Here is a 19,420-nt window from a genome sequence, read left to right as displayed (position 1 = left end):
ATGACCTCCCCTCGCCTCGCCACCTATGCCGTCGATGGCTCGGTCTGCTACGGCCTTGCGACCGACAAGGGCCTCGTCGATCTCTCCGCGCGGTTCGCCAGGGATTATCCGACCTTGCGTGAGGTGATCGCCGCGGCCGCCCTGCCCCGGTTGATCGATGCCGCAGCCGGGCTGTCGCCCGATCACGGCCTCGATGCCATCACCTGGCTGCCGCCGATTGCTTCGCCCGAGAAGATCATCTGCATCGGCGTCAATTATCCGGACCGCAATGCCGAATACAAGGATGGCCAGGACGCGCCGAAATATCCGTCGATGTTCATGCGGACGCCGCGCTCCTTCGTCGGCCATGAAACGCCCCTGGTGCGTCCACGCGCCTCGCCGCAGCTCGACTATGAAGGCGAGCTCGTGCTGATCATCGGCAAGGCCGGCCGTCACATCCCGGAGGCCCAGGCGCTGGATCACATCGCCGCACTCACGCTTTGCAACGAGGGCACCATCCGCGACTGGGTGCGGCATGCCAAGTTCAACGTCACCCAAGGCAAGAACTTCGATTCGACCGGCAGCCTCGGGCCTTGGATCGTGCCCTACACGAATGAGAGCCAGATTGCCGATATCCGGCTGACGACGCGCGTCAATGGCGAATTGCGCCAGGACGACCGCACGTCACGGCTGATCTTCGGCTTCCGCTACCTCATCAACTACATCTCGACCTTCACCACGCTCGTCCCCGGTGACGTGATCGTGACGGGCACGCCCACCGGCGCCGGTGCGCGGTTCGATCCGCCGCGTTATCTGAAGCCCGGCGACGTCATCGAGATCGAAGCCGAGGGCGTCGGCACCTTGCGCAATGGCGTCGTCGACGAAGCTCTGTAAAGTCAGCAACGGAATGTCAGCATGACCACCATGACCGGCGGCGAAGCCATCGTCAGCGGGCTCGTCGCCCACGGCGTCGACACCGTGTTCGGCCTGCCTGGAGCGCAGGTCTATGGCCTGTTCGATGCCTTCCACCAGGCGCAGCTCAAGGTCGTCGGCGCCCGCCACGAGCAGGCCTGCGGCTACATGGCGTTCGGCTATGCCCGCGCCAGCGGCAGGCCCGGCGTGTTCAGCGTCGTGCCGGGTCCCGGCGTGCTCAACGCCGGCGCCGCACTGCTCACCGCCTTCGGCTGCAACGAGCCGGTGCTGTGCCTCACGGGCCAGGTGCCGACCGACTATCTCGGCCGCGGCCGCGGCCATCTGCACGAGATGCCGGACCAGCTCGCGACCTTGCGCACCTTCGTCAAATGGGCCGAGCGCATCGAATATCCCGACAGCGCGCCGACGCAGGTCGCGCGCGCGTTCCAGGAGATGATGTCGGGGCGGCGCGGCCCCGCTGCGCTCGAGATGCCGTGGGACGTGTTCACGCAGAAGGCGGCCACCGCTGCGGCGATGCCGCTGGCCCAGTTCGCGCCGCCGCAGCCCGATCCCGACCGCATCGCCAAGGCGGCCGGGCTGATCACGTCCGCGAAGGCGCCGATGATCTTCGTCGGCTCAGGCGCAATCGAGGCGCGCGAGGACATCCTCGAACTCGCCGAGATGATCGACGCGCCGGTCGTCGCCTTCCGGTCCGGGCGCGGCATCGTCTCCAATGCACACGAGCTCGGGCTCACCATGGCCTCAGCCTACAAGCTGTGGCCGACCACCGATCTGATGATCGGCATCGGCACCCGCATGGAGCTGCCGACCACGTTCCGCTGGCCGTTCAAGCCGGATGGATTGATGTCGATCCGCATCGACATCGACCCGGTGGAGATGCGGCGCCTGATCGTCGACGCCGGCATCGTCGCCGATGCCAAGGCGGGCACGGCCGCGCTCGTCGCTGCTGTGAGCAAGACGGGCTACCGCAAGAGCTCGGGACGCCGCGCCGCGATCCGGGAGGTCACCGCAGCGACCTTGCAGGAGATCCAGAAGGTCCAGCCGCAGATGGCCTATCTGAACGTGCTCCGCGAGGTGCTGCCGCGCGACGCCATCGTCACCGACGAACTGTCGCAGGTCGGCTTCGCCTCCTGGTACGGCTTTCCCGTCTACGAGCCGCGCACCTTCATCACCTCGGGCTATCAGGGCACGCTCGGCGCGGGTTTTCCCACCGCGCTCGGTGCCAAGGTGGCGCATCCCGACAGACCTGTGATCGCGATCACCGGCGATGGCGGTTTCATGTTCGCCGTGCAGGAGCTGGCGACTGCCGTGCAATACAACATCGGCGTCGTCACCCTGGTGTTCAACAACAATTCCTATGGCAATGTCCGGCGCGACCAGCGTGAGCGCTTCGACGGCCGCGTCGTCGCCTCCGATCTCGTCAATCCGGATTTCGTCACGCTCGCCGAATCCTTCGGCGTCGCCGCCAGCAAGGTCACGTCACCCGATCAGTTCAAATCCGCGCTCGAGACGGCGCTGGCGCATGGCGGGCCATATCTGATCGACATCGAGGTGCCGCGCGACTCCGAGGTCTCGCCCTGGGCCTTCATCCATCCGTCGAAGCCTCCAGGGATCTGATCGACCTCACGGCGGGGACGCGCGGCGTCCCTGCAATCCGGCGGCGGCCATCGCCAGCAGGCCCGCGCCGGCCACGAGCCAGCACGCGACCGGCGCCCACTGCACCAGCGGCGCATAGTCTGGCAACTTCTGCAGACCGCCGGCGACGGCAGCGATCCGCGCGAAGGTTGCCAGCGCCAGCGCCGAGAACACGAGCCCGGTCACCTTGCCCTCGGCGCCGTTCGTCCCGATCGCGAGCGCCGCGGAAATGGCGCTCATCATCATGCAGCCCCAGGCCGCCCCGGCGATGAACTGCGCCACGATCAGCACGGTCAATGCGCCCGCGAGCTCGGCGATCACGATCGCGAGCGCACCGAGCAGACCGGCGAATCCCATCACGATGAGCCCGCCGCGATGCTTGACGACCACGCTGGCCGGGAACAGCACGAGGTTGAAGCCGATCCAGAACACCGGCATCAGCCAGGAAAGGTCCTCCGGCCTGGCGAAGCGGAGATAGAAGGCCGAGCTGTTGATGCTGAAATGCAGCTGGTAGCCGAGCGCGAGGATCACCATGGCGCCGATGAACAGCAGGGGCAGTCCCCGCAGTGGCCTGGGCTCGAGCTTGGCCGCTGCTTGCGCTGCCCGACCGCTATCCTGCGGAATGCGCGAGAGACCGAGCGCCGTCAGCAGCAGCACGGCCGATGAGATGACGAACGGCAGGCGCGGATCGTAGTCGCGCAGGATCACGCCGAGATAGGGCGACACGGCGCCGGCCACGCCATAGCCGAGCATGACCAGCGCTGCCAGGAACGGAATGGCCGGCCGGGCCGCATGGCGCCCGAGCAGCGTCAAGGGCGGCGCGCGCAAGACCGACGAGGTCAGCGCCCAGATCGCGATCAGTCCGATGAAGACCGCTGGACCTGCGGACGCCGCCACGAAAGGCAGCGCGACAAAGGCGGCGCAGGATACCGCAGTCAGCAGGCCGATGAAGAGACCGAACCGCGCGGCGGCGCGCCCGATGCGATCGGCCGCAAGTCCCATCGCGGTATCGGACAATGTGAAGATCGCCTGGTCCAGCATCAGGATCAGAACGACGGCGGAGGGCGCGATGCCGGCCTGGGCGGCGAGCTTCGGCAGATAGATCACGTAGGTCGTCCACAGCAGCGTGAACACCAGCTGCAGCAGCGCAAGGTGAAGTCCTATTCGCGCCGCCGCAGGCGCCCGCTCGTCCGCAAGTTCGACAGTGCTCATGGCCCCTCTCCCGGGCGCAGCATAGAGCCAGGGATGCCCGCTGCAAAATGAGGAACGTCACAGAGCGGCCAGGACTATCGGGCGCGGCGGAACGTCAGGTTGATGCGCCGGCGGCCGAGCCGAGCATGCTCGCCATCGGCGAGCGGCGCGACGCCGTGAAAGGCGAGCCGCGCCGGGCCGCCCCAGACGACGACGTCGCCATGGGCCAGCCGATAGCGTTGCGTCTTGTCGGAGCGCTTGAGGCCGCCGAACAGGAACGTCGCGGGAAGGCCCAATGACACCGAGACGATCGGCGCGCCGACGTCGCGCTCGTCGCGATCCTGATGCAGCGACATCTTGGCGCCGGGCTCGTAGCAATTGATCAGGCAGGCATCGGGCGCGAAGGCGGCAAAGCCTGCCTCGCTCGCCGCCTGCTCGGCGAGCTGTCGCAACAGCGGCGGCATCGCCGGCCACCTCTGTCCGCTGTCTGGATCAACGGGATCGTAGCGATAGCCGCTGCGGTCCGTCACCCAGCCGACCGAGCCGCAATTCGTCATGGCCACCGACATCTGGTGCCCGCCGGGCGTGATCATCCGGCGGAACGGCGCCTGCGCGGTGATCGCCTCGATCGCGGCCAGAAGCTCCGTCGCATGTGGCTGCGCAAAACCACGCAGCAGCACCGCGCCTGGGGCGAGCGGCTCGCGCGCCGGTCCGGCGATCTCAAATCCATCGAACAGATCCGTCATATGCTACTTCGCATCGTGAAAGATCACACCGAGCGTATGCCGCCGGCCGGAACGCAGCCGGCTCACGCCATGACGCATGTTGACGCGGTAGCTGCCGCGCGTGCCCTGGACCGGGCGATTGTGGACCGCGAACACCACGGCGTCGCCCTGCCGGAGCGGCACCACCTCGGCGCGCGACTGCATGCGCGGCCGCTGCTCGGTCAGCACGAACTCGCCTCCCTCGAAATCGCGCCCCGGCTCTGACAGCAGGATCGCGATCTGCAACGGAAACACGTGCTCGCCATAGAGATCCTGGTGAAGACAATTGTAGTCGCCCTCGACATATTGCAGCAAGAGCGGCGTCGGCCTGATCTGGCCGGCCTGATGACAGCGCGCCAGGAAGTCGTCGTGCTCGGCGGGATATTGGATGTCGATCCCCATCGTCGCATTCCAGCGGTTGGCGATCGCGACCAGATGCGAATAGAGCCGCGGCCGCAACTGCGCGATCGGATCGGGCAGCGGATAACTGAAATATTTGTACTCGCCGCGGCCGAAACCATGCCGCGCCATGACGACGCGGCTGCGGAAGTGCCGGTCGTCCGGATAGAACGCGGCCAGCGCGCGGCACGCGTCGGGCGACAGCAGCTGCGTCAACACGGCGCAGCCGCTGGAATCGAGATCGCGTTCAACCATCGCCCAATCGAGCTGGTCGATCCCGATCGCGGCGGGAGTATCGATGTCGAGCGTAGCCTGTTTGAGCCTGGTCATTCGGACATTCCAGCTGTCATTCCGGAGCGGCGCAAAGCGACGAGCCCGGAATCCATACGCACGGTCGTGGTTATGTATTCCGCGCCTGCGCGCAAGGGCGCGCATCCCGGAATGACGACAGTGTTACGGAGTGGCCAGCGGGGCACCACCCGATTTCCGGTAGCATCCATGTCGATGATACCGTAACGACGACAGGTTCCCATCCGGCGTCGGAACGCCGGGCTCTTTCCCTACTCACCCCCGCACCACGCCCTCGATGCCCGCCGCGATCTCCAGCAGCTTGCGGTCGTGGCCGCCGGACTGCGCCAGCATCAGGCCGACCGGGACCTCGCCGTGGCGGTGCGCCGGCAGCGAGATGGCGCAGCCGTCGATCATGTTGATGAAGGTGCAATTGCGCAAAGCGCGGATGTTCTCGCGGGCGAAGGCCTGGTCGTCGGCGAGATCGGCGATGACAGGCGGCGCGTTGGCCGTAGTCGGCATCGCCAGCGCATCGTAGGGCGCGATGCGTGCAGCGGCGCGCTTCACCAGCGAGCGGCGCGCGTTGAGCATCTCGATGTAGTCGGGCACGGTGATCGCCTCGCCGCGCATGATGCGGACGGACACGCGCGGATCGTAGACGTCGCCCTTGGCTGTGAGCAGGAAGCGGTGCCAGGCATAGCTCTCGGCGGCGGCGAAGCCGCCCTTCATGCCGATCAGGCCGACGTCGAGGAACTCGGGGAATTCGATACGCTCGATGAGCGCCCCCTGCTTCGCCAGCGTCTCCAGCGCCCGCTCAAAGGTCTCGGCGACCTCGGCATCGAGCTCGTCGAGCACGACCGTGGTGGGCACCGCAAGCCGCAAACCCTTCACCGGGCGCGACGCGAGCGGGCGGACCGGCTCGTCGGCCAGCACGGAATCGAGGACGGCACAGCAGGCGACCGTGTTGGCGAGCGGCCCAAAGCTGTCGAGCGTGGTCGACAGCGGCACGCCGCCGTCGAGCGGCACGCGGGCCTGCGTCGGCTTGTAGCCCGTGATGCCGTTGAAGGCCGCGGGAATGCGGCAGGAGCCGCCGGTGTCGGTGCCGAGCGCGCCATAGGCCATGCGGTCGACGATCGAGACCGCGGCGCCCGACGACGAGCCGCCGGGCACATGGCCGACGTCGCGCTTCCAGGCGCTCTTCGGCGTGCCGTAATGCGGGTTGATGCCGATGCCGGAATAGGCGAACTCGGTCATGTTGGTGCGGCCGATCACGACGAAGCCGGCCCGGCGCAGCCGCGCCACCGCCGGCGCATCGGCCTCGGCCGGCGCGGAATCCTCCAGCGCCCGCGAGCCGGCGCGGGTGACCTGGCCCTTGATGTCGAACAGGTCCTTGATCGAGACCGGAATGCCGGCGTAGGGCGACGGCGCCGCATTGGCCTTGCGCAGCGCATCCATGCCGTCGGCCGCCGCCAGCGCGGCCTCCTTGTCGACATGGATGAAGGCGCGCTGGCCCTCGCCGGCGGGATCGGCGATCCTGGCGAGACACTCCTCCACCAGCTTGCGGGACGTGGTGCGGCCGGCGGCGAGATCGTCGGCCAGCGCGGCCAGTGTCGGAATTGAAACGGTCATGACATCCTATCGCGTGTCTGCGGCATCGGCCGCGATGTCCAGATCGAGCAGCGCGGAACTCAGCGACTTGCCGTGCGCATCCAGCGCGAGCGACCGGGTGACCCCGCCGCCGAGCGCCCGGCTCATCGCGAAATTCAGCGCCGCAATGTTGGGCAGCTCATAGCGGACCACCTCGCCCTGGACAATGCCGGCGAAGTGCGCCTTCACACGCTCGGCCGTGACTTGTGCGAGCAGCAGCGGGTAATCCTTGGGGTCGTAGGCGATGACCGAGATGTTCGAGGTGTCACCCTTGTCGCCGGTTCTGGAATGGGCGATGTCACGCAGCTTCATCTCGGCTCCGATCATACTCCCAGCATCAAAGACCAATTTTCATCAGGCGGCAATTGCCGTCCAAACACCTCTGCGCCTCCCGGAGGGCCGCATGCGTGGCGTGATGGACCGTTGACGCGTCTGCGTCAAATGGCGCATCACGGATGCAAAGGAGCGGGCGACGGAGCCCGCCGCAGGGAGGATCAACCGGGATGGCCGAGCCGATGCGTGCACGCCCCAAACCGACACCCGAGACGCAGCATTTCTGGGACGGCACCCGGGCCGGCGAATTGCGGCTGCAGCGCTGCGACGCCTGTGCCCACGTCTACTTCCCGCCGCGCCCATTCTGTCCGGCCTGCGCCAGCCGCAAGGTCAGCATCTTCAAGGCCACGGGCAAAGGCACGCTCTACAGCTACGTCATCAACCATCGTCCCCCTGCGCCCGGCTTCACGCCGCCCTACGCCATTGCCGTCGTGGCGCTCGAAGAGGGCCCGCGCATGATGAGCAACATCACGGGCTGCCCGCAGACACCGGAGGCATTGGAGCTCGACATGGCCCTCGAAGTCACATTCGAGAAAATGGACGAGCAGATCACCCTGCCCCTGTTCCGGCCGGCGAAAGGATAGCGCCATGCGTCGAAACCAGGTGGCCGTGGTCGGCGCGGCCGAGACCACCGAGCTCGGAATCATCCCGACGATGTCGCAGATCCAGCTGCATGCGGACGCGGCACTGAATGCCATCGCCGATGCCGGGCTCAAGCTGTCGGACATCGACGGCTTCGCCACCGCGGTCGAGACGCCGCAGCAGATCTGCCATTATCTCGGCATCACACCGACCTGGGTCGATGGCACCTCGGTCGGCGGCTGCTCCTTCATGCTGCATGTCCGCCACGCCGCGGCTGCGATCGAAGCCGGGCTATGCAAGACCGTGCTGATCACCCACGCCGAGAGCGGCAAATCGATGATCGGCAAGCTGCCGCGCTCGATCCCGCCGGACAGCCTGCAGGGCCAGTTCGAGGCGCCGTTCGGCGTCTACGGGCCGCCCAGCATGTTCCCGATCCCCGTGCTGCGCTACATGAAGACGTACGGCATCACCCATGAGCAGCTGGCGATGGTTGCGGTCGTACAGCGCGAATGGGCGGCAAAGAACCCGCGCGCGATGATGAAGGACCCGATCACCGTCGAGGACGTGCTGAACTCGCGCATGATCGCCTATCCGTTCCGGCTGCTGCAATGCTGCCTCGTCACCGACGGCGGCGGCGCGCTGATCCTGACCTCGGCCGATCGCGCCAAAGATTTTCCGCAGAGGCCAGTCTATGTTCTCGGCACCGGCGAAAGCGTGGAGACGCCGATGGTCAGCCAGATGGAGACGTTCAATTCATCGCGCGCCTTCAAGGTCGCGGGCCCCCTCGCCTTCAAGGAGGCCGGCATCGGCCATGCCGACGTCGACCATCTCATGATCTACGACGCGTTCGCGCATCTGCCGCTGTTCGGTCTCGGTGATCTCGGCTTCATGCCGCATGAGGAGACCGGGCCGTTCATCGCCGCCGGTCACACACGGCCCGGCGGCAAGCTGCCGCTCAACACCAATGGCGGCGGCCTGTCCTACATGCATTCGGGCATGTACGGCATGTATGCGTTGCAGGAGAGCGTGCGCCAGATGCGTGGCATCGCCCCGGCGCAGGTACCAGGAGCCAAGATCTCGGTGTGTCACGGCGTCGGCGGCATGTTCGCCGCATCGGGGACGATCATCTTTACGAACGAGAAGTAGCAGCACTCGTCATTCCGGGATGGTGCGAAGCACCAGACCCGGAATCTCGAGATTCCGGGCTCGATGCTGCGCATCGCCCCGGAATGACAACAAGGAGAGCCTCTCATGACCAAATCGCTGCAGGACAAAGTCGTCATCGTCACCGGCGCCGGCCGCGGCATCGGCCGCGAGATCGCGCTGCTGTGCGCCGCCGAAGGTGCCAAGGTCGTCGTCAACGATCCCGGCGTGGCGTCCGACGGCTCGGGCACCAGCGCAGCGCCGGCGGAGGAAGTGGTCGAGGAAATCAAGAAGCGCGGCGGCACGGCGGTGGCGAATTTCGAGAGCGTGTCCGAAGCGATCCCGGCCAGCAAGATCGTGAAGGCCGCGACCGACCACTTCGGCAAGCTCGACGGCGTGGTCAACAATGCCGGCATCCTGCGCGACATGATCTTCCACAAGATGAGCATCGAGGCGTTCGAAGCGGTCATCAAGGTCCACCTGATGGGGTCGTTCTATGTCGCTCACTCCGCCGCGCGGCTGTTCCGCGAGCAGGAGAGCGGCTCCTTCGTCCATTTCACCTCGACCTCGGGCCTGATCGGCAATTATGGCCAGGCCAATTACGCCGCGGCGAAGCTCGGCATCGTCGGCCTGTCGAAGTCGATCGCGCTCGACATGGGCCGCTTCAACGTGCGTTCCAATTGCGTCTCGCCGTTTGCCTGGAGCCGAATGATCGGCACCATCCCGGCGGAGACCGAGGCCGAGAAGGAACGCGTCGAACGCATGAAGCGGATGGGGCCCGAGAAGATCGCGCCCGTCGTCGCCTATCTGCTCAGCGATGCCTCGAAAGACGTCACCGGCCAGATCTTCGCCGTTCGCATGAACGAGATCTTCCTGATGAGCCAGTCGCGCCCATTGCGCTCGGTGCACCGCGGCGAAGGCTGGACGCCGCAGACCATTGCGGAGCATGGCATGCCGGCACTGAAGCCGTCGTTCTACAAGCTCGATCGTTCCGCCGACGTGTTCGGCTGGGACCCGATCTGAGATTTGCAGCGCCCAAAATCTGCTTGCAGCGCACACCATCTCAAGTTGTTTTTTGTCCAAACGACCCGCGCGTTGCCATGATTTCGTCGTATGGTCGCCTCCCAACAAAACGTCGGGAGGACACAGATGACGAATTCACGACACGACATCACGCAGGATTCGCCGGCCGGAGCTGACGGCTTCGACCGGCGCACGCTCCTCAAGGGCGTCGCCGGCCTTGCCGCGGCGGCTGCGGCAGTCTCGCCGGCCCGTGCCCGCGATTTCGGACCGGGCGCGCAGCCGCAACGCTATCCCGATCCCGACATCGTCGTGATCGACGAGAAGCGTTTCAAGGCCAAGGTGGGCAACACCACGATCAAGCGCCTGTTCACCGGCTGCCTATGGGCGGAAGGTCCGGCCTGGAACGCGCAGGCGCAGTACCTGGTCTGGAGCGACATCCCGAACAACCGCCAGCTGCGCTATCTCGACGACGACGGCCACATCTCCCAGCAGTTCCGCAAGCCATCGAACGAATCGAACGGCAATACCTTCGATTACGAAGGGCGGCAGATCACGGCCGAGCGGACCCGCCTCGTCCGGTTCGAGCACAACGGCTCGGTCACCGTTCTCGCGGAGAAGGCGAACGACAAGCCCCTCAATGGCCCGAACGACATGGTCGTCAATCCCAGCGACAAGTCGATCTGGTTCACCGATCCCGGCTACGGCTCGATCAACCTGTATGAAGGGCAGAACGCCCGCAACGGCTCCAACCAGCCGTTCCAGAAGGAAGCCGTCTACCGCGTCGATGCGCAGTCCGGCGCGATCACCAAGGTCGCGGACGAGCCGTTCAAGCCGAACGGCATCGCCTTCAGCCACGACTACAAGAAGCTCTACGTCTGCGACACCGGCATCACGCACTATCCGAACGCCAAGAACGTGATCTGGCAGTACGACATCAATGGCGACAAGCTGGCGAACCCGAAGCCGTTCATCGACATGACGCTCGACGGCAAGTCGGGCTTCGCGGACGGGCTGCGGGTCGACATCGACGGCAACATCTGGGTCGGCGCCGGCTGGGTCGGCGAAGGCTATGACGGCGTCCACATCTTCGCGCCGGACGGCGTCCGCATCGGCCAGATCAAGCTGCCGGAGATCTGCGCCAATGTCTGCTTCGGCGGCAAGAAGCGCAATCGCCTGTTCATGACCGCGAGCCAGTCGCTCTATGCGGTCTATGTGGAGACGCAGGGGGCGCACATCTGTTAGCGAATAGCGAGTAGCGAGTAGCGAGTAGCGAGTAGCGAGTAGCGAGATCTACCCCCTATTCGCTATTCGCAACTCCCTATTCGCCCTCATCCGGTATTTCTCAACCCCGCCGAGATGCCGTTGATCGTCAGTTGAATCCCGCGCAGCACCTGCTCGTCCGGGTTCTGCGCGCGATGCTCCTTGAGCAGTTCGACCTGCACGTGGTTGAGCGGATCGAGATAGGGAAAGCGGTTGCGCACCGAGCGCTCCAGCAGCGGGTTGCCCTGCAGCAGCCGCTCCTGCCCCGTGATGTCGAGCAGCGTCTCGATCACCAGATTCCATTCGCGCCGGATGCGGCCGAAGATCTTTTCGCGCAGGGCCTCGTCCGGAACCAGCTCGGCATAGCGCGAGGCTATGGCGATCGAGCTCTTGGCGAGCACCATGTCCATGTTCGACAGCAGCATGCGGAAGAACGGCCATTCCTGATAAAGTTCGCGCAGGAACGGCATGCCCTGCTCCGGATTTTCCGCGATCCAGGTCTCGACCGCGCTGCCGAAGCCGTACCAGCCCGGCAGCATCAGCCGGCACTGCGCCCAGGAGAACACCCAGGGGATCGCACGCAGGTCCTCGATCGCGCGGGTTTTCTTGCGCGAGGCCGGGCGGCTGCCGATGTTCAAGGTCGCGATCTCGTTGATGACGGTCGAGGCCCAGAAATAGTCGACGAAGCCGTCGGTCTCGTAGACCAGGCCGCGATAGGCCTTGAACGCGAGCTCCGAGAGCCGGTCCATCGCGGTGAGATATTCGCGCTTCGGCGCCGGCTGCCGCGGATGCAGCAGGCTGGCCTCGAGCGTCGCGGCGGCGAGAATTTCCAGATTGTTACGTCCGACCTCGGCGTTGGAATATTTGCTGGAGATGATCTCGCCCTGCTCGGTGATGCGGATCTGGCCGTTCACCGCGCCGCCGGGCTGGGCGATGATGGCGTCGTAGCTCGGTCCGCCGCCGCGGCCGACCGATCCGCCGCGGCCGTGGAACAGCCTGAGCCGGATGCCGTGGCGCTCGAAGATATCGACGAGGCCGATCTCCGCCTTGTAGAGCTCCCAGCCCGAGGTGACGAAACCGCCGTCCTTGTTGCTGTCGGAATAGCCGAGCATGACCTCCTGCACGGCGCCGCGGCTGTCGACCAGGCGGCGGTAATCGTGCAGCGCCAGCATACGGTCCATGATGCCGCTGGACGCCTGCAGGTCCTCGATCGTCTCGAACAGCGGCACGATGTTGACGGCGCAGCGGCCCGAAGGGTCGATCAGGCCGACCTCCTTGAGCAGCAATGCCACCTCGAGCATGTCCGACATGCCCTTGCACATCGAGATGATGCACTGGGGAATCACGTCGGCGCCGAACGTCGCGTGCGCCTCGGCGGCGGCGCGGAACAGCGCGAGCTCGCCGACGGTCTCGTCGCTGTACTTGACGAATTGCGACACCAGCGGCCGCGCATTGCGCAGCTCGCTGACAAGCAGGCCGACCCTGGCATCCTCGCTCAGCGCCATGTAGGACATGCCGGGCATCGCGGTGTCGATCAGCTCGGCGACGGTGCGCTCGTGCACGGCCGAATTCTGGCGGATGTCGAGCCTGGCCAGATGGAAGCCGAAGCAATCCACGGCACGCCGCAGCAGCCGCAGCCGCCCGCGGGCGATCACCTCGGCATTGTTGGCGATCAGCGAGTGATGCAGCACGTCGAGATCATCCTGCATCTGCTTGACGCTGTCGTAAGGCGCCACCGCCGCCACGGGAAGGCGGCTGATCTGGATACCGAGCTTCTTCGCCGTCGCCGCCAAGCGCGCATAGATGCCGGACACCGCCAGACGATATGGCTCGCCGCGACGATGCGGCGACGTGTCCGGCGAGCGCTCGGCCAGCGCACGCAGCTCCTCGGAGACATCGGCGAGATGCGCGGCGATGGACAGCTCGCTGCCGAGCAGATGCAGTTCCTCGAGATAGTAGTGCAGCGCCAGGCTGGATTGCAGCTTGAGCGTCCCGCGCATCACCTCGGCGGTGACGAACGGATTGCCGTCGCGGTCGCCGCCGATCCAGCTCCCCATGCGCAGGAACGAGGCGAGATCGCCCGCCACCTCCGCTCCGTCATTGAGCCGATCCTCGAGCGAGCACAGCAGCCGCGGCACCTCACGCAGAAACGTGTAGTCGTAGAACGACAGCCCGTTGGTGACCTCGTCGAGCACCGTCAGCTTGGTCCGGCGCAGCAGGTTGGTCTGCCACAAGGTCAGCACGGCGCGGCGCAGCGCCTCGTCATTGGCCTCGCGCTCATCCGGCGTCAACTGCATCCGCTCGCGGCGGTCGAGCAGCATCGCGATCTCCATCTCGCGATCCATCGTGCTCTTGCGCCGCACCTCGGTCGGGTGCGCGGTCAGGACCGGGCTGACCAGCGCCGTCGAGAAGAACTTGCGCAGATCGGAAGCCTCGAACCCGGCGGATTTGGCGTGAGCGAGCGTTGCCGCCAGCATGCCGGCCCCGCCATTGGAGTCGCTCTTGGCACGCATGCGTCGGATGTTGTTCTGGTCCTCGGCAATGTTGGCGAGGTGCGAGAAATAGCTGAAGGCGCGGACGATGCGGACCGTCTCAGCCGTCGTCATGCCGTCGAGGATCTGCTCCAGCTCGCGCCGCGCCTGGCGGTCCTCGTCGCGGTGGAAGCGCACCGAGGTCTGGCGGATGCGCTCGACGAGGTCGAACAATTCGGCGCCTTCCTGGTCGCGGACGGTGTCGCCGAGGATGCGGCCGAGCAGCCGGATATCGTCCCGGAGCCGCGCGTCCTCCTCCATGGCCTGCGCCTCGGCGGCGCGGTTGGGACGGATTTCCTCTGTCATGGCTTGCGGCGACATGGATGCGCTCTCCAGCAGCTGCCCATTTACGGGTCAGTCTGCCGTATCTATACCGCAGCGCAAGATCAAGAAAGAGGCGTCGCCTGCCCTATTCAATGTCGGTCTCGTCTCCTTTCGCCGCCAGGTGCGGGCCCATCCTCATATCTTCCGCCCCGCCTGCTCCCAATGGGGATCGCGCAGCCGCCGCTTGAAGATCTTGCCGGAATCCTCGCGCGGCAGCTTCTCGTGGATCTCGATGTGCTTGGGCACCTTGTAATCGGCCAGCGACGCTCTCAGCCGGGCCCTCATCTCCCCAATGTCAAGCGTCATGCCCGGCTGCGGCTCGACCACGGCCATCAGGGCTTCTCCGAACTCGGCATCGGGGATGCCGAACACGGCGCAATCATGCACGCCGGGCACGGCATGCAGCACGGCCTCGATCTCGGCGGGATAGATGTTTACGCCGCCAGAGATCACCATGTCGCGCTTGCGGTCGCACAGGAAGACGTAGCCCTCGGCATCGATGTAGCCGACATCGCCCGAGGTGATGAAGCCGTCGCGGTCGATTTCGGCACGCTTCTCCGGCTTGTTGTGATAGGTGAAATCCGGATTGCCCGCGATGCGCGAATAGATCTCGCCGATCTCGCCCTGCGGCAGGATGCGACCGTCCTCGCCGAGAAAGCGCAGCTCCGCGCCCGGCGAGACCTTGCCGACGGTGCCGGGCTTGCGCAGCGCGTCCTCGGAGGTCGCGAAGGTCACGGCACCCGATTCGGTCGAGCCGTAGAACTCGTAGATGACCGGCCCCCACCAGTCGATCATCGCGCGCTTGACGTCGGCCGGGCACGGCGCGGCAGCGTGAATGACATGGCGCAGCGACGATACGTCGTAGCGGCGGCGAACCTCCTCCGGCAGCTTCATCAGCCGGATGAACATGGTCGGCACCATGAAGATGGTATCGATCCGCTCTGTCTGGATGACGTCGAGAAACGCCTCCGGCTCGAAGCGCGGCATCAGCACCAGCGCGCCGCCGAGCCGGCCCGCCCGCAGGCCGAAGGCGTTCGGCGCCGAATGATACAGCGGCCCCGGCAGCAGCGCGCGCGCGTTCGGCTTCAGCCCGTAGATCAACGCGCGCATGCGCTCGGCCGAGGCGGCCTGCTCCACCGTCGGCGCATTGCGGCGGACGCCCTTGGGATGACCGGTCGTGCCGGAGGTGTAGATCATGTTCTGCGGCTGCGGCACCTGCGGCCCCTCGTACGGGCTCTGCTGTGTCAGCCAGCTTTCCAGGTCGGTCGCGAACTCCGGTGTTGCGAGCAGATCCGCGCCGATCTTGTAGTTGGACAGGATCTCCGGCGGCGTCGGCACGCTGAGCACGGTGCCTCCGGGTGGAATCAGGCCGCGAAGCTGATGCAGCAGATCGGCGTGACCGATCAGCACCTTGGTCGCGGAGTCCTTGAGGATGTAGTCGATCTCCTCCGGCTTGAAGTGCCAGTTCACCGGCACGCCATAGGCGCCCAGCCGCATCGCGCCATAGGCCGCCTCGATGAAGGCGATGTCGTTGCGCATCAGCATGCAGACGCAATCGCCCTGGCGTACGCCGAGCTGCGCGAGGCCGCTGGCGATCCGCGCGGCGCGGTCGGCGATTTCGGCGTGGCTGCGCCGGCGCTCGCCGGAGATGATGCCGCAGAACAGGGAGGACGTTTCCATTTTCTTTGTTATCCGATCTGGCGTCGGTTTGAGTTTCCGCCATCAATCCGGGGCGATGCGCCGCGACAAAACGGCGGAGCCGTTTTGCGCGGAGCATCGAACTCAGGTGCGCAGTTGCGCACCGGAGAATCTCGAGATTCCGGGCCTGCTCCTTCGGGGCATCCCGGAATGACGGACTCAGTCCGCAAACTTCGGCGCGCGCTTCTCGATGTTGGCGCGCACCGATTCGAGCTGGTTCGGGCTGCCGATCAGCTTCTGCTGCTCGACCGATTCGGCGAGCAGCGCCGGCCCCGGATCGACCGAGAGATTGTTCAGCATCCGCTTGGCGGCGCGGATCGCATCCGGATTCTTGCCGGCAATCTCACGCGCGGTCTCCAGCGCAGCCGCGCGCGGATCGGCGCAGATGCGGGTGACGAGGCCGTAGGACTGGCCTTCCTCCGGCGAGAACACCCGGCCCGTGTAGGTCAACTCGCGCAGGATGTCGTCGCGCATCAGGGTGGCCAGGATCGGCGTGCCCGCCATGTCGGGCACCAGACCCCACTTGATCTCCATGATCGACATCTTGGTGTCCGGCGCGACGTAGCGCATGTCGGCGCCGAGTGCGAGCTGGAAGCCGCCGCCATAGGCGACGCCATGCACTGCAGCAATCACCGGCACCGGCAACTGCCGCCAGCCCCATACCGCCTGCTGCGCGAAGTTGGCCTTGCCGTGGGTGCGAATGGTGAGGTCGCGCTTCTCGCCGCCGGGTATGCCGTTGCCGCCGGAATCCTTCATCGCCGCGAAGCGGCCCATGTCGAGGCCAGCGCAGAAGGCGCGGCCCTCTCCGGACAGCACCACCGCCCGCAGACCCTTCTCCTTCGATAGCCGGTCGGTCGCCGCGACCAGCGCCTCGAACATCTCCATGTCCAACGCATTCATCTTGTCGGCGCGAACCAGGCGAACGTCGGCGACGCCGTCCTTGATCTCGATCGCGAGGCGGTTGTCCATCGAGCGGTCTCCCTACGGATGTCTTTGTGACTTTACAGAAGGCTGTCGGAGCGATTTAGTCAATCGACCAATTAACTCACAACATGTCAGGCGGAAACTCCCATGTTCAAGGACAATCTCCTCGAAGGTCGACGCATCCTGGTGACCGGCGGCGGCACGGGCCTTGGCAAAGCGATGGCTGCACGCTTCCTGCAACTCGGCGCCGAAGTGCATATTTGCGGCCGGCGGAAAATCGTCTGCGACGAGACCGCGACCGAACTCATGGACCTCTACGGCGGCCGTGTGACCAGCCACGGCGTCGACATCCGCAATGCCATGGCGGTGGAGGAAATGATCGAGGCCATCTTCCAGGAAGGCGGTCTCACCGATCTCATCAACAACGCGGCCGGCAACTTCATTTCCCGCACCGAGGAATTGAGCCCGCGCGGCTTCGATGCCGTCGCCAACATCGTGATGCACGGCACGTTCTACGTGACGCACGCCGTCGGCAAGCGCTGGATCGCCGCGAAGCAGCCGGGCAACGTCGTCTCGATCACGGTAACCTGGGTGCGCAACGGCTCGCCTTACGTGGTGCCCTCGGCGATGAGCAAGTCGGCGATCCACGCCATGACGATGTCGCTCGCGACTGAATGGGGCCGCTACGGCATCCGCCTCAACACCATCGCACCGGGCGAAATCCCGACCGAAGGCATGAGCAAGCGCATCAAGCCCGGTGACGAGGCCGGCGCGCGGACCAAGGCGATGAACCCGATGGGTCGGGTCGGCACCATGGAGGAGCTGCAGAACCTCGCGGTGTTCCTGATCTCCGGCGGCTGCAACTGGATCAACGGCGAGACCATCGCGATGGACGGCGCCCAGGCGCTGGCGATGGGCGGCAACTTCTATCAGCTGCGCGACTGGAGCGACGACGACTGGACCAAGGCCAAGGAGTCGATCAAGGCGCAGAACGAAAAGGATCGCGCGACGCGCACGAGCTGATGGCGCAATCACCCTGTTGATCGGCGACCTGCTCCCTGTAGACTGATCGAGAGATGCTTGCTCCGGCGCAATCCGGGGCGAGGACCACGACAAGACATCGAACAAAGAACAAGACGCAATCGGAGGGGAAACATGTCCGTCACGACGGCAGCGTCGACGCTCGTCGACGTCGTGCGCAGGCAGGCGGAAGCGCTTGGCTCCGCCACCGCCTATGAGTTCGAAGGCCGCCTCACCAGCTTCGCCGCATTCGACCGCAAGACCAACCAGGTTGCCAACGCGCTGAAGGCGATCGGCATCAAGCCGCATGAGCGGATCGCCTATTTCGGCAAGAACAGCGACATCTATTTCGAGCTGCTGGTCGGCGCCATGAAGGCCAACGTCGTGATGGCGCCGGTGAACTGGCGCCTCGCCGGTCCCGAGGTCGCCTTCATCGTCGAGGACTGCAAGGCGCCTGCCCTGTTCGTCGGTCCCGAGTTCGTCACGATGATCCGCAACATCCGCGACCAGATTCCGAGCGTGCGGCACATCATCACCACCGAAGGCGGCGCGCCGGAATGGCAGGACTACACGGCTTGGCGCGACGCGCAGAGCGCCGACGATCCCGGCGAGGCGATCACGCCGCAGGACATCGCGCTGCAGCTCTACACCTCCGGCACCACCGGCAAGCCGAAAGGCGCGATGCTGTCGCACGCCAACTTCCTCAACCTCGTCAACACCGGCAATCCCGAGGAGAAGCCGGACTGGAATAAATGGACGACCGACGACGTCTCGCTGATCGCGATGCCGATCTTCCACATCGGCGGCTCCGGCTGGGGCCTGATGAGCCTTTACCACGGCGCCCGCGGCGTGATCGCGCGCGAGTTCGATCCCACGAAGATCCTCGACTTCTTCGAACAGTCCGGCATCACCAAGCTGTTCATGGTACCCGCCGCGATGCAGTTCGTGGTCCGGCAGCCGCGAGCGCGGCAAGTCGACTTCTCGCGGCTCAAATACATGCTCTACGGCGCCTCGCCGATCCCGGCGGCGCTGCTGAAGGAATGCATCGAGGTGTTCAAATGCGGCTTCGTGCAGATGTACGGCATGACCGAGACCACGGGCACCATCATCGCGCTGCCGCCCGAGGATCACGTCGAAGGGCTGGAGCGGATGCGCTCGGCCGGCAAGCCGCTGCCGGGCGTCGAAGTCGCGATCATCGATCCCTCGGGCAACCCGCTGCCGCCGCGGCAGGTCGGCGAGATCGCCACCCGCTCCGGCTCCAACATGACCGGCTACTGGAACCTGCCGGAGGCGACCGCACGCACGCTCGGCAAGGACGGCTGGCTGCGCACGGGTGATGCCGGCTACATGGACGAGGACGGCTACGTCTACATCCACGACCGCATCAAGGACATGATCATCTCCGGCGGCGAGAACATCTATCCGGCCGAGGTCGAGAGCGCGATCTGCGACCACCCCGATGTCGCCGAGGCCGCGGTGATCGGCGTTCCCGACGACAAATGGGGCGAGGCCGTCAAGGCGATCGTCGTGATGAAGTCGGGCAAACGCGCCACCGAGACCGACATCATCAATTTCACCCGCACCCGCATCGCCGGCTTCAAGACGCCGAAGAGCGTCGACTTCCTCGACGCCCTGCCGCGCAACCCGTCCGGCAAGATCCTGCGAAGGAATCTGCGCGACCCGTATTGGGCGGGCAAGGATCGGCAGGTGAATTGATCAAGAACGAGGTGCTCGCTGAGACATTCT

General features: G+C 65.7%; 16 protein-coding genes. 8 read left to right on the top strand and 8 right to left on the bottom strand.

All coding sequences use genetic code 11. The features are described 5' to 3' along the window. Both QW863_RS05855 and QW863_RS05850 read left to right on the top strand, forming a co-directional pair. A complete protein-coding gene (locus QW863_RS05855) occupies positions 1 to 873 on the top strand; it encodes a fumarylacetoacetate hydrolase family protein (RefSeq protein WP_315714918.1) in 873 nt (290 codons plus the stop codon). 21 nt (positions 874 to 894) lie between these two features. Then, on the top strand, positions 895 to 2,529 hold the full coding sequence (locus QW863_RS05850; protein ID WP_315714919.1) for a thiamine pyrophosphate-dependent enzyme: 1,635 nt from the start codon (positions 895 to 897) through the stop codon (positions 2,527 to 2,529). Between the two features lie 6 nt (positions 2,530 to 2,535). Here QW863_RS05850 and QW863_RS05845 read toward each other — a convergent pair whose 3' ends face one another. The 5 genes from QW863_RS05845 to QW863_RS05825 form a co-directional block, all read right to left on the bottom strand. After that, entirely contained in the window at positions 2,536 to 3,759 is a 1,224-nt protein-coding gene (locus QW863_RS05845) for an MFS transporter (protein ID WP_315714920.1), read from the bottom strand. A 74-nt stretch (positions 3,760 to 3,833) separates the two neighbouring features. After that, positions 3,834 to 4,484, bottom strand: coding sequence for a DNA oxidative demethylase AlkB (gene alkB / locus QW863_RS05840; protein WP_315714921.1), 651 nt, complete (start codon positions 4,482 to 4,484; stop codon positions 3,834 to 3,836). 3 nt (positions 4,485 to 4,487) lie between these two features. Next, entirely contained in the window at positions 4,488 to 5,231 is a 744-nt protein-coding gene (locus tag QW863_RS05835; protein ID WP_315767475.1) for a 2OG-Fe(II) oxygenase, read from the bottom strand. Between the two features lie 234 nt (positions 5,232 to 5,465). Beyond that, positions 5,466 to 6,818 carry an amidase gene (locus QW863_RS05830; RefSeq protein WP_315767473.1) on the bottom strand — a complete coding sequence of 451 codons (1,353 nt, stop codon included), beginning with the start codon at positions 6,816 to 6,818 and terminating at the stop codon, positions 5,466 to 5,468. Between the two features lie 6 nt (positions 6,819 to 6,824). Next, on the bottom strand, positions 6,825 to 7,148 hold the full coding sequence (locus QW863_RS05825; RefSeq protein WP_315767471.1) for a hypothetical protein: 324 nt from the start codon (positions 7,146 to 7,148) through the stop codon (positions 6,825 to 6,827). A 191-nt stretch (positions 7,149 to 7,339) separates the two neighbouring features. On the opposite strand from QW863_RS05825, the gene QW863_RS05820 reads away from it, so the two are divergent. The 4 genes from QW863_RS05820 to QW863_RS05805 all read left to right on the top strand — a co-directional run bounded on the left by QW863_RS05820 (position 7,340) and on the right by QW863_RS05805 (position 11,159). Further along, positions 7,340 to 7,753 (top strand): Zn-ribbon domain-containing OB-fold protein, encoded by a 414-nt coding sequence (locus QW863_RS05820; protein ID WP_315714925.1) that lies wholly within the window; start codon positions 7,340 to 7,342, stop codon positions 7,751 to 7,753. Between the two features lie 4 nt (positions 7,754 to 7,757). Then, positions 7,758 to 8,897: a thiolase C-terminal domain-containing protein gene (locus QW863_RS05815; protein WP_315767469.1), complete on the top strand. Its 1,140-nt coding sequence runs from the start codon at positions 7,758 to 7,760 to the stop codon at positions 8,895 to 8,897. A 105-nt stretch (positions 8,898 to 9,002) separates the two neighbouring features. After that, the gene (locus tag QW863_RS05810) at positions 9,003 to 9,917 is read left to right on the top strand and encodes an SDR family oxidoreductase (RefSeq protein ID WP_315714927.1); all 915 of its coding nucleotides are present in this window, start codon (positions 9,003 to 9,005) and stop codon (positions 9,915 to 9,917) included. Positions 9,918 to 10,043: 126 nt separating this feature from the next. Beyond that, a complete protein-coding gene (locus tag QW863_RS05805) occupies positions 10,044 to 11,159 on the top strand; it encodes an SMP-30/gluconolactonase/LRE family protein (protein WP_315767467.1) in 1,116 nt (371 codons plus the stop codon). An 86-nt stretch (positions 11,160 to 11,245) separates the two neighbouring features. On the opposite strand, the gene ppc is transcribed toward QW863_RS05805, so the two are convergent. The 3 genes from ppc to QW863_RS05790 all read right to left on the bottom strand — a co-directional run bounded on the left by ppc (position 11,246) and on the right by QW863_RS05790 (position 16,699). After that, on the bottom strand, positions 11,246 to 14,029 hold the full coding sequence (gene ppc / locus QW863_RS05800) for a phosphoenolpyruvate carboxylase (RefSeq protein ID WP_315767465.1): 2,784 nt from the start codon (positions 14,027 to 14,029) through the stop codon (positions 11,246 to 11,248). Positions 14,030 to 14,167: 138 nt separating this feature from the next. Continuing rightward, positions 14,168 to 15,712 carry an acyl-CoA synthetase gene (locus QW863_RS05795; RefSeq protein ID WP_315767463.1) on the bottom strand — a complete coding sequence of 515 codons (1,545 nt, stop codon included), beginning with the start codon at positions 15,710 to 15,712 and terminating at the stop codon, positions 14,168 to 14,170. 177 nt (positions 15,713 to 15,889) lie between these two features. Next, positions 15,890 to 16,699, bottom strand: a complete 810-nt coding sequence (locus QW863_RS05790) for a crotonase/enoyl-CoA hydratase family protein (RefSeq protein ID WP_315749194.1) — start codon at positions 16,697 to 16,699, stop codon at positions 15,890 to 15,892. Positions 16,700 to 16,801: 102 nt separating this feature from the next. Between QW863_RS05790 and QW863_RS05785 the strand changes: the two genes are divergently transcribed. Both QW863_RS05785 and QW863_RS05780 read left to right on the top strand, forming a co-directional pair. Beyond that, on the top strand, positions 16,802 to 17,677 hold the full coding sequence (locus QW863_RS05785) for an SDR family oxidoreductase (protein WP_006613814.1): 876 nt from the start codon (positions 16,802 to 16,804) through the stop codon (positions 17,675 to 17,677). Positions 17,678 to 17,809: 132 nt separating this feature from the next. After that, on the top strand, positions 17,810 to 19,390 hold the full coding sequence (locus tag QW863_RS05780; protein ID WP_315767461.1) for a fatty acid--CoA ligase: 1,581 nt from the start codon (positions 17,810 to 17,812) through the stop codon (positions 19,388 to 19,390). The last annotated feature ends 30 nt before the right edge of the window (positions 19,391 to 19,420 follow it).

It is taken from the genome of Bradyrhizobium sp. SZCCHNR1017 (genome assembly GCF_032381375.1).
In the GTDB taxonomy this organism is placed as follows: Bacteria; Pseudomonadota; Alphaproteobacteria; order Rhizobiales; family Xanthobacteraceae; genus Bradyrhizobium.
This window is presented reverse-complemented; position numbering and strand designations above follow the sequence as displayed.

What these genes read in the sequence shown, in the direction of transcription:
- QW863_RS05780 (WP_315767461.1), top strand. Translation starts at nt 17,810, where the DNA reads ATGTCCGTCACGACGGCAGCGTCGACGCTCGTCGACGTCGTGCGCAGG.
- ppc (WP_315767465.1), bottom strand. Translation starts at nt 14,029, where the DNA reads ATGTCGCCGCAAGCCATGACAGAGGAAATCCGTCCCAACCGCGCCGCC.
- QW863_RS05785 (WP_006613814.1), top strand. Translation starts at nt 16,802, where the DNA reads ATGTTCAAGGACAATCTCCTCGAAGGTCGACGCATCCTGGTGACCGGC.
- alkB (WP_315714921.1), bottom strand. Translation starts at nt 4,484, where the DNA reads ATGACGGATCTGTTCGATGGATTTGAGATCGCCGGACCGGCGCGCGAG.
- QW863_RS05835 (WP_315767475.1), bottom strand. Translation starts at nt 5,231, where the DNA reads ATGACCAGGCTCAAACAGGCTACGCTCGACATCGATACTCCCGCCGCG.
- QW863_RS05830 (WP_315767473.1), bottom strand. Translation starts at nt 6,818, where the DNA reads ATGACCGTTTCAATTCCGACACTGGCCGCGCTGGCCGACGATCTCGCC.
- QW863_RS05790 (WP_315749194.1), bottom strand. Translation starts at nt 16,699, where the DNA reads ATGGACAACCGCCTCGCGATCGAGATCAAGGACGGCGTCGCCGACGTT.
- QW863_RS05795 (WP_315767463.1), bottom strand. Translation starts at nt 15,712, where the DNA reads ATGGAAACGTCCTCCCTGTTCTGCGGCATCATCTCCGGCGAGCGCCGG.
- QW863_RS05810 (WP_315714927.1), top strand. Translation starts at nt 9,003, where the DNA reads ATGACCAAATCGCTGCAGGACAAAGTCGTCATCGTCACCGGCGCCGGC.
- QW863_RS05815 (WP_315767469.1), top strand. Translation starts at nt 7,758, where the DNA reads ATGCGTCGAAACCAGGTGGCCGTGGTCGGCGCGGCCGAGACCACCGAG.
- QW863_RS05850 (WP_315714919.1), top strand. Translation starts at nt 895, where the DNA reads ATGACCACCATGACCGGCGGCGAAGCCATCGTCAGCGGGCTCGTCGCC.
- QW863_RS05805 (WP_315767467.1), top strand. Translation starts at nt 10,044, where the DNA reads ATGACGAATTCACGACACGACATCACGCAGGATTCGCCGGCCGGAGCT.
- QW863_RS05825 (WP_315767471.1), bottom strand. Translation starts at nt 7,148, where the DNA reads ATGAAGCTGCGTGACATCGCCCATTCCAGAACCGGCGACAAGGGTGAC.
- QW863_RS05820 (WP_315714925.1), top strand. Translation starts at nt 7,340, where the DNA reads ATGGCCGAGCCGATGCGTGCACGCCCCAAACCGACACCCGAGACGCAG.
- QW863_RS05855 (WP_315714918.1), top strand. Translation starts at nt 1, where the DNA reads ATGACCTCCCCTCGCCTCGCCACCTATGCCGTCGATGGCTCGGTCTGC.
- QW863_RS05845 (WP_315714920.1), bottom strand. Translation starts at nt 3,759, where the DNA reads ATGAGCACTGTCGAACTTGCGGACGAGCGGGCGCCTGCGGCGGCGCGA.